Origin of the sequence: Marinomonas sp. MED121 (genome assembly GCF_000153025.1) — a bacterium.
In the GTDB taxonomy this organism is placed as follows: domain Bacteria; phylum Pseudomonadota; class Gammaproteobacteria; order Pseudomonadales; family Marinomonadaceae; genus Marinomonas.
Genome location: NZ_CH672430.1, coordinates 103,621 through 118,346 on the forward strand (window position 1 = coordinate 103,621; position 14,726 = coordinate 118,346).

Annotated in this window: 16 protein-coding genes; 6 read left to right on the forward strand and 10 right to left on the reverse strand. The window is 39.2% G+C overall.

Annotation, left to right across the window (positions count from 1 at the left end; translation table 11 throughout):
• Positions 1-45 precede the first annotated feature (45 nt).
• Positions 46-1,008 carry a DMT family transporter gene (locus MED121_RS08465; RefSeq protein ID WP_009833246.1) on the reverse strand — a complete coding sequence of 321 codons (963 nt, stop codon included), beginning with the start codon at positions 1,006-1,008 and terminating at the stop codon, positions 46-48.
• A gap of 142 nt (positions 1,009-1,150) precedes the next feature.
• Between MED121_RS08465 and MED121_RS08470 the strand changes: the two genes are divergently transcribed.
• The 4 genes from MED121_RS08470 to MED121_RS24400 all read left to right on the forward strand — a co-directional run bounded on the left by MED121_RS08470 (position 1,151) and on the right by MED121_RS24400 (position 4,986).
• Complete coding sequence (locus MED121_RS08470; protein WP_036180048.1) at positions 1,151-2,044, forward strand: LysR substrate-binding domain-containing protein; 894 nt, start codon at positions 1,151-1,153, stop codon at positions 2,042-2,044.
• A gap of 219 nt (positions 2,045-2,263) precedes the next feature.
• A complete protein-coding gene (locus MED121_RS08475; protein ID WP_036179791.1) occupies positions 2,264-2,701 on the forward strand; it encodes a BLUF domain-containing protein in 438 nt (145 codons plus the stop codon).
• 25 nt (positions 2,702-2,726) lie between these two features.
• Complete coding sequence (locus MED121_RS08480) at positions 2,727-4,421, forward strand: HAMP domain-containing methyl-accepting chemotaxis protein (protein ID WP_036179792.1); 1,695 nt, start codon at positions 2,727-2,729, stop codon at positions 4,419-4,421.
• 397 nt (positions 4,422-4,818) lie between these two features.
• Positions 4,819-4,986, forward strand: a complete 168-nt coding sequence (locus MED121_RS24400) for a hypothetical protein (RefSeq protein ID WP_009833250.1) — start codon at positions 4,819-4,821, stop codon at positions 4,984-4,986.
• A gap of 382 nt (positions 4,987-5,368) precedes the next feature.
• Here MED121_RS24400 and MED121_RS08485 read toward each other — a convergent pair whose 3' ends face one another.
• Positions 5,369-5,890, reverse strand: coding sequence for a cysteine hydrolase family protein (locus MED121_RS08485; protein WP_009833251.1), 522 nt, complete (start codon positions 5,888-5,890; stop codon positions 5,369-5,371).
• Positions 5,891-6,092: 202 nt separating this feature from the next.
• Here MED121_RS08485 and MED121_RS08490 point away from each other — a divergent pair, with 202 nt between their 5' ends.
• Entirely contained in the window at positions 6,093-7,121 is a 1,029-nt protein-coding gene (locus tag MED121_RS08490) for a helix-turn-helix domain-containing protein (RefSeq protein WP_009833252.1), read from the forward strand.
• A 191-nt stretch (positions 7,122-7,312) separates the two neighbouring features.
• Here the strand turns inward: MED121_RS08490 and MED121_RS08495 are convergent, their stop codons facing one another.
• From MED121_RS08495 to MED121_RS08520, 6 genes are all read right to left on the reverse strand, one after another.
• Positions 7,313-8,248 (reverse strand): RDD family protein, encoded by a 936-nt coding sequence (locus MED121_RS08495; protein ID WP_009833253.1) that lies wholly within the window; start codon positions 8,246-8,248, stop codon positions 7,313-7,315.
• 338 nt (positions 8,249-8,586) lie between these two features.
• A complete protein-coding gene (locus MED121_RS08500; protein WP_009833254.1) occupies positions 8,587-9,240 on the reverse strand; it encodes a LysE family translocator in 654 nt (217 codons plus the stop codon).
• An 82-nt stretch (positions 9,241-9,322) separates the two neighbouring features.
• On the reverse strand, positions 9,323-10,069 hold the full coding sequence (locus tag MED121_RS08505; protein ID WP_009833255.1) for a DNA alkylation repair protein: 747 nt from the start codon (positions 10,067-10,069) through the stop codon (positions 9,323-9,325).
• 4 nt (positions 10,070-10,073) lie between these two features.
• Positions 10,074-10,595 (reverse strand): GNAT family N-acetyltransferase, encoded by a 522-nt coding sequence (locus tag MED121_RS08510; protein ID WP_036179794.1) that lies wholly within the window; start codon positions 10,593-10,595, stop codon positions 10,074-10,076.
• A gap of 88 nt (positions 10,596-10,683) precedes the next feature.
• Positions 10,684-11,037: a heme-binding protein gene (locus tag MED121_RS08515; protein ID WP_009833257.1), complete on the reverse strand. Its 354-nt coding sequence runs from the start codon at positions 11,035-11,037 to the stop codon at positions 10,684-10,686.
• 105 nt (positions 11,038-11,142) lie between these two features.
• Positions 11,143-11,787, reverse strand: a complete 645-nt coding sequence (locus MED121_RS08520) for a class III extradiol ring-cleavage dioxygenase (protein ID WP_009833258.1) — start codon at positions 11,785-11,787, stop codon at positions 11,143-11,145.
• A 65-nt stretch (positions 11,788-11,852) separates the two neighbouring features.
• Here MED121_RS08520 and MED121_RS08525 point away from each other — a divergent pair, with 65 nt between their 5' ends.
• Entirely contained in the window at positions 11,853-13,298 is a 1,446-nt protein-coding gene (locus MED121_RS08525; RefSeq protein ID WP_009833259.1) for an IS1182 family transposase, read from the forward strand.
• Between the two features lie 145 nt (positions 13,299-13,443).
• Here MED121_RS08525 and MED121_RS24405 read toward each other — a convergent pair whose 3' ends face one another.
• On the reverse strand, positions 13,444-13,599 hold the full coding sequence (locus MED121_RS24405) for a hypothetical protein (RefSeq protein WP_009833260.1): 156 nt from the start codon (positions 13,597-13,599) through the stop codon (positions 13,444-13,446).
• Complete coding sequence (locus MED121_RS08530) at positions 13,599-14,573, reverse strand: glutathione S-transferase C-terminal domain-containing protein (RefSeq protein ID WP_009833261.1); 975 nt, start codon at positions 14,571-14,573, stop codon at positions 13,599-13,601. Before MED121_RS08530 ends, MED121_RS24405 begins: the two co-directional genes overlap by 1 nt.
• Between the last annotated feature and the right edge of the window lie 153 nt (positions 14,574-14,726).

A 14,726-nucleotide genomic window follows, 5' to 3' on the forward strand; every position in this document is an offset into this window, starting at 1 on the left:
CTAACAAATTGACCGATAAGGGAAAAGAGTGTATCAGCAATCAGCTCAAGAGGCTTGTTTTAGCGCTTGCTCTATGGTTTTAGGGTAATCAGATTTTGCTAATAACGGCTCGCTTGCGTGTTTAGGGGCAGGATGTCGAATCGCTAGCGCAATCATGACCAATAACATGGCGGTGATATCTAAACGCGTCAACGCTTGATCAAGTAAAAAAGCACAAGAAAGCATGGCCACCACCAGCTCAGCAGAGCCAAAAATCGCTATAATTTCTGGCTTAGTCTTAATCGCGCCCATCACGAACAAATATTGAGGAATAGCCGCTGCCAGAAAAGCCAACCCGATTAAAGCCCACCAACCACTCACCTCTTCTGGAAAGAGCATTTGCGGCGCGCAATAAATGGCTAAAGGAATCAGCACAAATAAGTGACCAAGCGTGCCCCAAGCCATTCTTCTAGGTGCAGTTAGATTTTGTTTTGGCTTAGCCAAATATTGTATTTGAAACGCAAATACCAAAGGCGCCAGAAAGCAGCCAACTAAAGCAAGCTTAGATTCCATAGATAAGCTTGCAGGGTCTATGACTAAAGATGCCGCAATCAAGACAAGCGCAGCGGACAAAACCGCATTCGTATTCACACTGCGCTTAAAAATCATTACCCCTAATAACAGTGAGAAAAAAGGATAAGTGTAATAAATTAAAATCGCCGTCGCCGATGCTAAGGTTTGCAATGCATAAAAATAAGCAAAAATCCCTACGCCATTAGCAAAGCCTAGCATCAGCATTCTAGTCACTTCTGGCCATAAAATAGCCGGGGTTGGAAGATAAAATGACAACAAGATACCCGGTAAAATAAAGCGATAAAGGGTCACCATTTCAGCAGACATACCTTGAGCAAACAGTATCTGTGCAAAGAGAGGGTTAAAACCAAAGCCAATTGCCGCGAGCAACACCATAATAGGGCCACTAACGTCTGTGCTCATACTTTGTATCTCTTTGATTTGGTTAACACTCATTCAAACTAACCCTTATGCCGCTTACGCTTTATTTTCGTTTTTACAGGCTAGACAATAGTTGAAACTAGATTAATATATAAGTGAATAAATCATTAAATACATGCAAAACTTTAATGTATTTAAACAGCAAAATAGGCCTAACATGAAACTAGAAATTAGACACTGGCAGATGCTAAAAGCGATTTCAGAGCTAGGCAATGTGGCACAAGCTGCCGATGCCCTCGGTATTAGCCAGTCGGCCTTAAGTCATAGAATCGCTGAAGCAGAACGGCGTATGGGAGGCAAATTATTTGAGAAAGAAGGCAGGCGTTTAAAACTCACACCAGCAGGCAACTTAATTACCCAAGCCGCATTGCAATCGTTACCCGCCCTTGGAAGAGCCGAAAAGGATTTTGAACAAAATGCCAGTGACCAAAACCAAATCGTACGCTTAGGTGTTGCAGCCTATTCTTGCTATCACTGGTTGCCTGAATTTATGCAGTTTGTCAGCCACAAAGCCCCTAAACTAAAGCTGCAACTGGTTGCCTCAGCTACCCAAAACCCGATTACCAGTTTACAACATGGTTCAGTCGATATCGTCATTGCTCCTGGTTATCTTGCAACCCCTGGTATTATTCCTATTCCACTCTTTAAAGACGAGTTAGTTCTGGTCACACCATATGATCACCCTCTGAGCCACAAACCCTTTATACAAGCGCAAGATTTGAGTCAAGAAAAGTATTACACCTACAGTCAAAACATTTTGCCTGGGTTTGAATATGAGCGTTTCATTCGCCCGTCTGGTGTTATTCCTCAACAAGTTGAGGTGGTTGAAATGACAGATGCCATCATAGAGTTAATTAGTGCAGGCTTAGGTATGAGTATTTTGTCTAAATGGGCCGTAGATGCCGCCCTTCAATCACAAAGGCTGAGCTTCGTTCAATTAGGAGAAAAAGGATTGGATCTGGCTTGGTCAGCCTTAATAAGAGAAAGTGAAAAACGAAATAGCGCCAGTAAAGCACTCAGCAAACTATTAGCGCGCTGGTATCAAAAATAAAAAAATATTTATAAGCTGAATTAAAAGTGGCGTTAATCATTATCAAAACTTTACAGCATTTTTGTTTTATTCAAATTACTGATATAGCGAATCACGTCAGATTTTAGCTTTTACCAATATCAATACCTTATTGCTTTCAAAACACTACAAAATCAAAACATAAGCAAACGTTTTAAAAGGCTTTCATAGTGCATGATTAATGCTAAGGAGGGCTTCCCTATGATTTCTGTTGCCTATATAAGTAAAGCCGAAAAAAAATTCTCCACCCCTGAACTGATCAAAATGCTTGATAGCTTTCGCAAGAATAATGAAAAAGACTCTATATCTGGTGTCTTACTTTATAACGGCGCAGGTACATTTATCCAAGTGATTGAGGGCAATGAAACAAGTGTTGATACTCTCTACCAAAAAATTAAGCGTGACACTCGCCACTCAAAAGTCACCTGCTTAAGACGCGCCCAAATAACGAATCGTAGTTTTTCAGAATGGCGGATGGGATTTCGTAAACTTTCTAACGATGAACTGGTAGATGCCAGCAAAATGACTATCTTTATGGATGACGACAAACTAGAGCATTTCTTGTCTGATGATACTGACTTTGCTTTAAAGGTTTTAACTAATTTCAAAAATAAAACACAAGAACTTATTTTCGAATAACTTTCGACTGATCTGGAGACGATAAATGCTTTCTTCAATTAAAATCTCGCACAAATTCATCATAATGGGCGCGATACAAATTGTACTCGTTGCTACTCTTGGTTGGTTTGCATTGGCTCAAATGGCGAAAATTGGGCACGAGATCAAAGAAATTTCTAATGACCACCTTCCGCTTACAGCAGCGCTGACATTAATCACAGAACATCAATTACAACAGACTATCGCATTAGAAAAAGTTATCTCACATGAGTTATTGGACGCCGTAAAGGGTCAAGGTGAGTCACCTGAGACACGTAAGCTTGTTGAAGAGCTCGAATATAAAATAAAAAAACTACATGACGAAATTGTTGAAACAGATGCATTAATTGTCAATTTAGAAAAAGAAGTTTTAATACCTGAATCAAAAGTAAAATACCAAGCTTTGTATGCTGAATATATAAAAGTTGAGCAAGAGTTTTTTCAACTTGAGGAAGAAACAAATGCATTTCTTAAGGTAATCAAAACGGATGGCATATTAAAAGCCCTAGATAAAATAAAGCGCGTTGAAGATTTAAACCACTCCCTAGATGAACATCTAATTGCAGTACTCAATGATGTTCAAGCATTTAGTATTGATGCGGCTAACACTGCCTATCAAGATGAGCAAGACGCCATTGTATTTATCAGTCTTGGATTAGCGCTTGCAATATTACTAAGCTTGATTATCCCATTCATCATTGGACGCTCAGTCATACTCCCTCTACAAGAATTATTAAGTCGACTTGAAGACCTGGTCACAGGTGAAGGCGACCTCACCATTAGACTCAACTTTAAATCTAAAGATGAACTAGGTGTCGTTGCCAAAAAACTTGACCAATTTATGGAAAAACTTAATCGCATTATTAGCAACGTTTCTCAATCCACAGATCAATTAAATTCAAGCTCTGAAGCGGCGGTTCAAGTTATCCAGAACACACTTGATAGCGTCGAGAAACAAAAATCAGAAACCTCAGAAGTCGCACAAGCCGTCGAAGAAATGGGTAAAGCAACCAGTGAAGTGGCACGCAGCACCAATGAGGCCTCAGAGGTTGCTAATAATGTGCGTGAAATGGTCTCTAAAGGACAAACCGCGGCAGAAGAAAACCAAAAAATCACCTCTCAGCTTGCCAAAGATGTGCAAGAGACATCAGATAGCATCAGTAACCTAGCACAAGAAACCAATAATATAGGTACGGTTTTAGATACAATCCAAGGCATTGCAGAGCAAACTAACCTCTTAGCACTTAATGCCGCAATCGAAGCGGCTAGGGCCGGAGAAACAGGGCGAGGCTTTGCGGTTGTTGCCGATGAAGTACGCTCCCTAGCGCAGAGAACACAAACATCCACCGTTGATATTCAAAAACTGGTTGAAAACCTGCAACGTGGTGCAGAAGATGCCATGAGCCGAATGAGTAAAGGTTTAAGCATTACTCAACAATGCTCAGAAATCGGTCAAAAAACCGCTTTAAGTTTTGAAGAAACAGTGAGTTCTGTTAATGAAATTGCTGATTTGAATAGACAGATCGCCACCGCCGCGGAACAACAAGCTGCAGTAGCAGATCAAGTTCAAAGAAACATAGATAACATCAATCAAATCGTACAGGATACAGGGTCTGACGCTAAACTTGTCGCTCAAGCCAATGAAGATATTGCCATGAGTGTGGTCAGCCTAAATTCAGACTTAAACCAATTTAAGATTTAACAAGAAAGCAAAAATAGAAGCATCTATTTCATAATAGGTGCTTTTTTTACTTAAATTTAGCCTAGTTATATTCCACCTAATTCCGTTATTCCTCTTTTAATCTCATGCTCAATAGTGAACCCACTTCCAATTTATTACCTTAATTGTATCAAGTTGTAAAATCTTGGAAATCAATGACATAAGCAACTAGTATTTTAAATAAGGAAGTCAAAACTTTCGCTAACTCCTCCCATAAAAAATCTCTAAAAAAATGGATTTAGCGCAGAAAAGGATCATTCACTTAGATAGGCTTATGTCAGTTAATTAATTGCAATTAACACTAAGTATTAACAATGACATGATTTCTGATGTTACAGGGTATGAATCATGGATACCCGAAAAGGTATAGGAGTACACAATGACTGGACTTGAATTAGTACTACTGTCTACTTTGATAAATTATGCGGTTAATATTTTATCTTTCCCTGACCCTGAGCCAATATGCTCTGTCAAAACCTACATTACTTATGACGATGAAACAACCGAAGTTCAGCGCCCAGTATACTGTAAGGACATTGGCTTATAGCTAGGGAACCTGCGAATAAGTCCTCCCGCCTCAGCGTGTGGATAAAAGCGCTTAGATTTATGGCAAGAGCCGCAACTTAATAGTCATTCTATTAATAAGGCACTTAACGTAAAGATAGTGCTTTTAGACCACGCCCTTCGGGTCTTTAAATCATACCTACTCGGCATTTCAGAAAAAGTAACATTCTGCGTTGTCTCTTCTCGAAAGGTACCTTCAGTGATTTTCTATTAATAAACGCAAAGTGACGCCTTGATTGACACTTTTTCCCCATATACCTTAAAAGAGAAGACTGAGAAGAGGTGACTTAATCGCAGGTTCCCTGGACCGATTAAGCGGTCTAGCAAATCACATCAGCATTAATTTAAAGTGTAATAAAGCCCATTTAAAGTGCTTGTGTCGGTATAAAAGTACAGCGAACCGACAAAGCACTTAAGGCAATGTTATGTACCATCTCATCCACGGTTGTACAGGCATCCGATAAGATGGAAACCTGATAGCCTTCTGCTGTTTTCGATAACGCTGTATGGGTAATACAGTTTTGTGTCATCATGCCGCAAAGCACGATATTCTCGATACCTTCTGCGTTAAGTAGGCTATCTAACTCAGTTTTTTCAAAACTATCGGCATACGTTTTTTGTACTACCTTAGCATCCGGGGCTTCTTTTTTAAGCGCTGGGATAATGTCAGCACCTTCACTCCCCTTTTGGAAAAAAGGGCCATCTTCTGGGGCAATATGCTGTACAAAGTAAATCGACATGCCTTTTTCTTTGGCTCTATCCATGGCCTCAATAATTTGCTTAATGCTGGTTTCCATATTCCAAAGAGGATACTTGCCACCTGGCAAATAATCATTTTGTGGATCAATAATAACTAACGCTGATTTGTTGTTTGTGGATTGGCTCATTTTTTCTACCTTTTATTAGACTCAATTCATTGAAAGCGCTTACTCAGGCTCTCAGCTAAAACCACCCTTTATTTGCTAGGCGATTACTTGGTAGACATTATGCAAGTTAACGGCTTGACCGATAAGCGTCTAATTAGACACAATTAATGCATAATCAGACATTCACTTTATTTAGTTAAAATCCAATATTCGAGCCAGCTTTATGATTAAGATTGCCATAGTGAATTATCCTAATGCGCTAAAGTCAGCCCTTTATGGCCTTGAAGAACTCTTCTTACTTGCTAATGGCATTAGCTCGCCGCAATTATTACCGGGTCTAGACCTGACTCAAAAACCGCTAGAATCTGATGATGAATTAGCACACTCAGCATTTAAGACCAGTAGAGAAGATGAAGCAAAGCCAATCTTTGACGTGAGCTTAGTTGACTGGTCTAAGAAGACTGCATCCAAGCCCATTGAACAAGTATTTGATGCCATTATTCTCCCACCGAGTTTGGGATCTGACTTTTATCTAGCGAGTGAAAGCCCTTCTTTCAATCAATTGAATCTCTGGCTGATAGATCAACACAAGCAAGGCGCTATTTTGAGCTCAGCCTGTGCAGGCGCTTTTCTGCTCGCCAATACCAGATTATTAGACAACAGGCCTGTTACCACCCATTGGCAATTAAGCCAAAAGCTACAGGCACACTGCCCCAAGGCAAGAATAGAAGGTGATAAGATTCTGATTAATGATAAAGACATCATTACCGCGGGCGGGCTTATGGCATGGCTGGACCTAGGTTTAGAGCTAGTGTCGGTACTCACCTGCCCAAGCTTAATGCGACAATTAGGCAAACAACTCGTTGTCGACACAGGCCATAGAGAACAAGCTTACTATCAAGTGTTTAAGCCCAATAAACACTCAGACCAAAGTGTGCTTGCATGCCAGCACTATATTCAACTACATCATGCAAAACAGATCAAAGTCGGTGATTTAACCCAACTGACTCATTTAACCGAACGCACCTTATTACGCCGCTTTCAAAAGCACCTTCAACTCTCACCCAGCGAATATATTCAAAACACCCGCATTCAAAGTGCGTGCGATCTTTTAGAGTCTTCTAATTTGAGTGTGGAATCTATCGCCCAGAAAGTCGGCTATCTCGATACCAGCGCCTATCGCAAAGCCTTTAACCAAAAGATGGGGCTGAGCCCATCTCAATTCAGGCAAAGGTTTGCAAAAAAACTCTAAAAAAGAACAAAAACAGTTTTATACATATAACCAATAGCTGATTAAAGATAATCGGTTATAAAATAACGTGTTCTAAATGTAAGCAATAAATATATTCAACAATAGCAAAGTGTGGTCAATTTATAGCCTAATTTTTAGACTATAAATCAAACCATTTTCTAAAAGTTATTAAATATTTTTTATTTTATGACTTAAATTTCATTTGGGTTAAACGAATAGTTTTCCCTATACCATTTAGACCAAATTCCTATGTCATATCCATATATAAGGCTAATTTGTATTAAATTTTGACTTCGTGAATCAGGATATGAGCTAACCACTAGTTCTGCTAGCTCACGAGCAAAATCGTTATTATCCACATCTTTTTCATACAAATTTACTTGAGCGCTTACATAAGTAAATGAACTACTATTACCTGATTTAGCTGAAGTTAAAACTCTAGAACTCTGCATAACACCTGCATATCTTACAACATCAAGTTTATTAATCGTTTGCTGAGTTAATAGTATTTCTTGGAATGGCTCATTTTCTATAAATTTCGATGCTATTTCAGGTGAAGCAGTACCAATAACAAACAAACTAGACACAATAAAAAGGTGTGGTCTCCAAATCATACCAAATCTTTCTTGTGAACGACTGATGTTTACAACATAAGTACCAACCATAAGGTCATGAAGAGACTGTCGTGTTACTCGATTAAATAAATATAAATAAACAATTGAAAATACACCGCCAAATATAATAAACGATAATGGGTATCCTAAATAAGAAGATACTGTTTGATCTGTTATGTGGATACCATTTAAAGAAAATGGTGCGGCAAGAAAGCTATATCGTAAAAATGACTTAGATAAACCAACTGTTGAATTAGATGAATCGACTACTTGAATTTTAAATAATTTCTTACCAAAAGTTTGTCCATCAAATTTAGAACTATTCATAATTCCGAAATAGGAGATTGAAATGATAAAACCGATCAGCCTTCCCCATTCGCCAAGCTGAACAAAAACATCCTCTAATAATAAGCCTAAAATAAACCCAATGGCAGATAAAATGATTACATCAATAATAAAAGCAGCAATACGTCGCCAGAACCCACAAATCATTTTTTTATTTACTTCTTCCATAATTAATACCTTAAACAAAGCAGTCAATATTCATCTATAGCTAAAATACCAATATCTAGTATTTAATTAAATTCTTAAACTAAAACAGAAAGGGAGCAATTAAGCACAATTATTCTGAACTGAAAATTAATAAAAGTGCTCGACCAGACTCAATAGAAGGCAATAATCGAGTGTCTCCTTTTTACTAAGAGTTCAACAGATCTAGAATTTGATACAATAGGGCTATACATTAAACCATTGTTTTATAAAGAAATAGCATTTTTTGATAAAGACTTCTATATACGCAAATATTAGATAAATTCGTATATAACGGCCTTTAATAATATTCAATTAGCATCTTACTTCTGAGACTGGTAAATAAACCCACAACCAAAGCCTAAAAAACTAATGCCTGAGAGGCGAGCCATGATTCGTCTCGATTTAGCGCCAACCAAACGAGACTTCATGCGCAAGGCTAATAATGCATAAACGGCATGTATTGAACTGACTATCAAAATAATAGACATAAACATGATGCCAAACTGTAGCGGTAAAGGTTCACTTTGATTTAAAAACGCAGGGAAAACAGCCGATAAGAATAAAATGGATTTTGGATTACTATAGGAGATCAGCATGGCTTTGATAATCAAGCTTCGTTTTGATATCTGCTTTTCTTGCTCTAACTTATCACTATCTGCCTTCGCCAAATTGATAGTAGGCATCTTATTAAAAGAGCTTTTCAGCATCCTAAAACCCTTCCAAGCTAAATAAGCACCCCCTGCTAATTTCATCACATTAAAGACGCTGGGAGCGGCGTCTAATAAAGCGCCTACTCCTAAGGCCGCTGCTAGGGTTATGGTAAATAACGCAATTAGATTACCTAAGATGGTATAAAAAGCGCCCCTTAAGCCAGACTCTAACGCCTGTACTATCACGGCAATCACATTAGGACCAGGTGAAATAGAAGCCAAAGTAATGATTGAAGAAAACATGATCCAATTAGCTAAATCCATAAAGGCTCCTTTTAAGCATCAAATATCAGGTTTCAGAAAGTAGGTGTCAGAAAGTAGCTGTCAGAAAGTAGCTGTCACAAAATTATTTCAGAGAAAGCATTGTTTTGCGTGTTTCGCCATCCATTTTCTCAATAGCATAACCTAATGTAGGCCTTGAAAAGCGATTAATATTTTCTTCTATAAAAAGGATAACTTCAGCTTGGTGCTCTATTGCCGTCACTTTTAATAACCAGCCCACCCCTTTTTGTACAAACTTATTCTCATCCCCAAGCAATAAGTCGCACTGTTTGAAGACTAAGGCGGTATTCAGATAATAGATCTCTTTGCCAATTTTACGCTTGATAAATTTTACCCAGACAACACAGGCAGCGCGCCTACACCAAGGGCTCTGTGATAACGCCCAATGTTGCATGGATTCAATGAGATGAGGCCGCGCCATCAAGAAATTAAAAATCGCTTTCAGACATAAATCGTCTACCAAGGACCAATTATCGGCATAGTGCTCTAACCAATACTCAAAGCGTGCTAATAAGGCATCGTCATAATGACGTTTTACAAACTTATTAATCAGCGCAAAGGCCAATAAAAATTCTTCGTTATATTTGGCTTCTTTGAGAAAGGCTTCGGTTAATGCAAGGGTTTGCTCGGCGTTAAGATCAGCATACTCAGTTTGAAAAGCCTTCAGTATCTGTTTGATATCCGTTGCATTGGTTCCAAGACATTCAAAGCCTTCGGGAAAATAACGAGCACTTGATGCGGCTTTTTCAGGCGTACTGACTTGCCTGAGTTCGGCTTGTAGGTGTTTTATATAACCTTTAGCTTCTTTCATAGCATTAGGGTTTCATCGTTTTTAATTGGAACTGTTTTTCTCCTTGATGATCAGTATTTGATTGTCCCTTCGTAATCATTTTTTCAAAACCTAATTTAAACAATACAGATTCACTTCTTACATTCCATGCATGTATTGCTGCAAATAGAGAGCCTCGAAAGCCAAATTCAGTAAGATGAGTAATAAGAGATTGACACATTTTAACGGCTAACCCTTTGCCCCAAAACGTTGGGTGTATCCAGTAAGCTAGGATTAAATCATGTCCTTTCACAGTTAGCGTCACCTGCCCTAAAGCTTGATTATCACAGGTACGTTGGCAGGTCCAAACGAAACATTGCTTTTCATGCCATTGAACCACTCTTTTCTCACACCATTTTCGGGCCTCTTCTAGATCTTTTAATTCTGCTAAAGCAAGATCAGGTGGGAAGTCAGCAGATGAAACAGCGTCGAATAAAAACGCTACATCAAGTATCGCGATAGGTTTAAAGGTAAGCTCCAAACATTGAAACCCAATTGCGAAATTCATATTCATTCCTTTGAAGTCCAAACAATTTAAAGACTGTTAGCCATATATTCTCTAAACCTTACCTCTAATACTCACTCACCTCAAATCCTTAAGCAGAAGCACTTAGACCAAGCTTTTCGATGGCTTTTATGGCAATAAATTCATCTCGATCTGAGCTTGCGCCCGATACCCCTATGGCGCCGATAACCTCGCCCGCCTCCAGTATTAAAACACCACCGGGCAAAGGGATAAAGTTGCCTCCAGTTACGCCATTAATAGTTGTAGCGAACATTGCTGGCAATACATTTTTATTCACTAGGTTATAAAATTGCCTTGTGCCAAAGCCTAACCCTAAAGCCGCAGCAGCTTTACCTTTAGCAATATCAAATCTTGCTGTGCCTGAGTTATCCTGACTGGCCGAGGCTTTAATATGGCCACCTGTATCAAGCACAACAAGTGTCAAAGGGGCTGAGTGTTATTTCTCAGCCTCCTCGAGTCCATGCTCTATGATATTAAGCGCTATCTTTAATTTTATCCCTCGCATTTGCTCTCTCCTCTTCTTGTCATATTAAGATACGCCTTGCCAAAGAAAGCTCGTCATTGAGATAGAGTGATGCTGTATAGGGCTGGTTAACTGGCTAAACTCATCCTCTTTGGTGGTCGCTCCCATCGCAATTAACAAAGGTAAATAATGCTCTGGCGTCGGGTGTGACTGCTTAAAATCTGGATTCTTCACAGACGCATTTTGCAAAGCTTTTAGATTACGTTTTTGCGCCTGTTCGGTTACCCATAACTCAAACCTTGCTGCATAGTCAGCGACTTTTTGATGCTTCATTTGGATATCATACAAGTTATGGGTTAACCCGCCGGAAGCAATAATAGCGACACCTTGCTCGCGCAATGAATACAAGTGAGAGCCTAAATCAATCAAGTCCTCTGGTGTAGCATCCACATTGAGTGAGATTTGCACAATGGGAATATCCGCCTCTGGCCTTAAATGCAGTAAGGGTATCCAGACCCCATGATCAAAACTTCGTCTTGAATCTAAATGGGCTTGCACACCTTTTTTTGCAAGCAAGGTTTGAATAGTTTGAGCAAGTTCCGGCTGACCGATAGCAGGATAAGTCAGCTCATATAAGGCTTTCGGAAAGCCGCCAAAATCATACAAAATGCCAGGCTCACAACTATGCGTAATAGCATTCCCTCGTGTCATCAGGCTGTGAAAGAATTATTGTTATAGTATGGCGATAGTTTGAAGCTAGGTGGATTATCGTCATTATGAATAAGAACTATCGTAAAACAGAAAATCGAGCACAATTTTCCTTGTTTATTGATCACCTTGATCAGCACATTTCTGATGTAAATCCAGTGCGAGCAATTGATGCCTATATTGATACATTGAATTTTGATCAACTGGCTGTTGATGTGTATAAGCCATCATCCTCATTACGAGGACAACCTGCATACAACCCTGCTGATTTACTACGCTTGTATTTATATGGCTACCTTAACGGTATACGAAGTTCTCGCAAGCTTGAAAAAGAGTGTCGAAGAAATATCGAGCTTATGTGGCTCATTAAGCACCAACGCCCTAGTTACAAGACCATCGCTAACTTTAGAAAAGATCATCATAAACTTCTGATTCAAGTAAACCGTGACTTTGTCTTACTCTGTAAGCAGCTTGATTTAGTTGGTGGTGAGCTAATTGCAATCGATGGAAGCTTCTTTCATGGCAATGCAAGTAAACAGAGTATTCTGACGAAAAACCGCTTAACACAGCAATTAAAAGCAATTGAACAAAAAGTCCAAGACTACCACGCCATGTTGGATGCATTAGATAACGAAGAGTCTGAAGAGGGTAGCTTAGATAACATCAAGCTTGATGAATTAACGACTAAGCAAGCTAATCTCAATCAAATGTTAAAAGAGTTAGCTCAATCAGGTAACGGTCAATTATCACGGACAGATCCAGATGCTAGACTGCTTTTTAAACGAGGAGCCAAAATAGCAGGTTATAATATTCAGGCTGCAGTGGATGATCGTCATCACTTAATTATTGCAAGTGATGTCACCAATGATGGCAATGATCAAAAGCAACTTTATCCTATGTCAAAGCGATCAAAAGAAACGCTTGGTGTAGATAAATTAACGGTACTTGCTGATGCTGGTTACTACGAAACAGCTAACTTGCACTTTTGTACTGAGAGCCAAATTACACCTTATGTCCCCATACCTAATAAGTCAGCCAGCATCAAAAAACAAAATCGATTTACCAGAGATCACTTCCAGTATAACGCAACAAACAATCACTATATCTGCCCCGAAGGCAAGTCACTTATTCCATCTAGTTCGTTGACAATAAAGCATAATAAAAAGCAGCAGCTTTATATTAGTCATTCAAAGGACTGTAAAAACTGTTTTAAGAAAGATCAGTGCTTAGCAAAAGATACTACTCGACGAAAGCTGTATCGAAACGAATATGAGTTTGCTATCGATGAACATAAGAGAAGAATGGAAAGACAGGGAGAAGGAAAAATGAAGCTAAGAGGGGCGATCGTCGAGCACCCGTTTGGCACATTGAAAATGAGGGCTGGATGGCAACATTTTCTTGTAAGAGGGTTTAAAAAGGTCAGAGGAGAATGGTCATTAATGAACCTTGCCTACAATTTTACACGCGTATTAAATATTCTTGGTATAAAGGGCTTTAAAGCCTACTGCCAATAGAAAAAAGTGTTATCTAAAGCCTACAGAGGTTCCGCAAGCACCTTAAAAACAGATTCCTTCTGAAGTCTTCATAAAGAGCTCTGATAATCCCTACAAAGCTATAAAAAGCTCTTTAGTACATGAAAAAGTATTGAAACTAATTCTTTCACAGCCTGGTCATCCAATGGGGTGAGATAACAACAATTGCTGAACTTTGATCAAACAAATCTGAGATTTCATTTAATTGCTGCCCAGCAATGCCGGGGGCAAGACCATACATGGGCGAGCCATGGCTAATAAACATCACAGGAGCGAGTGACATTAGGCAACCTCCTCGGCTGGCTTTTGAGTTTGAAATTGCCCAGCCTTTAGGTATTTAAACCATGGTAATTCAGGGCCTTGTGGCACAATTCCCGATGGGTTTAAGGCTTTCACTGAGTAATAACCCGCTTTGATATGGTCGACTCGTGTGTTCTCACTAAAGGCTTTGATACTTAATAAACGATCAAGATACGCAGACAAATTAGGATAATCAGAAATGCGACGTAAGTTGGTTTTAAACAAGCTGAAATAGGCTGGATCAAAGCGCACCAAGGTCACAAATAAACGAATATCACTTTCAGTTATTTGCTCTCCCACCGCATAGTTTGCCTGCTCGAAATGCACTTCAAGTTCATCTAAGCAATTAAAAACATCGGCGAAAGCTTCATCATAAGCAAGTTGGCTTGAGGCAAAACCCGCACGATAAACCCCATTATTAAGTGAGTGATAAATCCTGTCATTAAAGGCATCTATTTTCGTTTGTAATGCACTCGGGTATAGGTCGATATCAGACTTATGAATCGGTCTTAAATCTTCATTTAATACTCTTAAAATATCAGATGATTCATTATTCATGATACGGCCTTCTGAAAGGCTCCAAAGCACAGGGACAGTGGCACGACCTGAATAATCTGGGTCAGTTAGCGTATAAAGTTGATGCGCAAACTCCACATTAGTAATTGCACTTGATGTTGCGCCCGGAAAATCACCAAACTTCCAACCAAAGTCTGTTAATACAGGCTCTACTACCTTCACATCTATTTGCTCTTCTAAACCTAATAAGGAGCGGGCAATCAAGGTTCGCGTTGCCCAAGGGCAAATGTAGGCAACATACAATCTTAGGCCTTCTTTAACTGCTTTCGCGGGGTCTGTAATACGCTCCCTAAACACACTGTCTTGGCGAATAAATCGACCTTGAGCATCTTTCTTTTGTACTGGATCCCAATTTTTCTGCCATACACCATTTACTAACATAATTTTTTCCTCTTAAGCTTTTAAGCTGTCTCTGAGCCGCTATTTCAAAACAGAACTTTCGAACCGAGTCTCTAATTGAGTCTCTAGATGACTTTCTAACTGGCTCTCTTATGGGAGGTGCTTTATTTCTTCATTCACCACCTTTGATAGTTT

What these genes read in the sequence shown, in the direction of transcription:
- MED121_RS08465 (WP_009833246.1), bottom strand. Translation starts at nt 1,008, where the DNA reads ATGAGTGTTAACCAAATCAAAGAGATACAAAGTATGAGCACAGACGTT.
- MED121_RS08470 (WP_036180048.1), top strand. Translation starts at nt 1,151, where the DNA reads ATGAAACTAGAAATTAGACACTGGCAGATGCTAAAAGCGATTTCAGAG.
- MED121_RS08475 (WP_036179791.1), top strand. Translation starts at nt 2,264, where the DNA reads ATGATTTCTGTTGCCTATATAAGTAAAGCCGAAAAAAAATTCTCCACC.
- MED121_RS08480 (WP_036179792.1), top strand. Translation starts at nt 2,727, where the DNA reads ATGCTTTCTTCAATTAAAATCTCGCACAAATTCATCATAATGGGCGCG.
- MED121_RS24400 (WP_009833250.1), top strand. Translation starts at nt 4,819, where the DNA reads ATGACTGGACTTGAATTAGTACTACTGTCTACTTTGATAAATTATGCG.
- MED121_RS08485 (WP_009833251.1), bottom strand. Translation starts at nt 5,890, where the DNA reads ATGAGCCAATCCACAAACAACAAATCAGCGTTAGTTATTATTGATCCA.
- MED121_RS08490 (WP_009833252.1), top strand. Translation starts at nt 6,093, where the DNA reads ATGATTAAGATTGCCATAGTGAATTATCCTAATGCGCTAAAGTCAGCC.
- MED121_RS08495 (WP_009833253.1), bottom strand. Translation starts at nt 8,248, where the DNA reads ATGGAAGAAGTAAATAAAAAAATGATTTGTGGGTTCTGGCGACGTATT.
- MED121_RS08500 (WP_009833254.1), bottom strand. Translation starts at nt 9,240, where the DNA reads ATGGATTTAGCTAATTGGATCATGTTTTCTTCAATCATTACTTTGGCT.
- MED121_RS08505 (WP_009833255.1), bottom strand. Translation starts at nt 10,069, where the DNA reads ATGAAAGAAGCTAAAGGTTATATAAAACACCTACAAGCCGAACTCAGG.
- MED121_RS08510 (WP_036179794.1), bottom strand. Translation starts at nt 10,595, where the DNA reads ATGAATTTCGCAATTGGGTTTCAATGTTTGGAGCTTACCTTTAAACCT.
- MED121_RS08520 (WP_009833258.1), bottom strand. Translation starts at nt 11,787, where the DNA reads ATGACACGAGGGAATGCTATTACGCATAGTTGTGAGCCTGGCATTTTG.
- MED121_RS08525 (WP_009833259.1), top strand. Translation starts at nt 11,853, where the DNA reads ATGAATAAGAACTATCGTAAAACAGAAAATCGAGCACAATTTTCCTTG.
- MED121_RS24405 (WP_009833260.1), bottom strand. Translation starts at nt 13,599, where the DNA reads ATGTCACTCGCTCCTGTGATGTTTATTAGCCATGGCTCGCCCATGTAT.
- MED121_RS08530 (WP_009833261.1), bottom strand. Translation starts at nt 14,573, where the DNA reads ATGTTAGTAAATGGTGTATGGCAGAAAAATTGGGATCCAGTACAAAAG.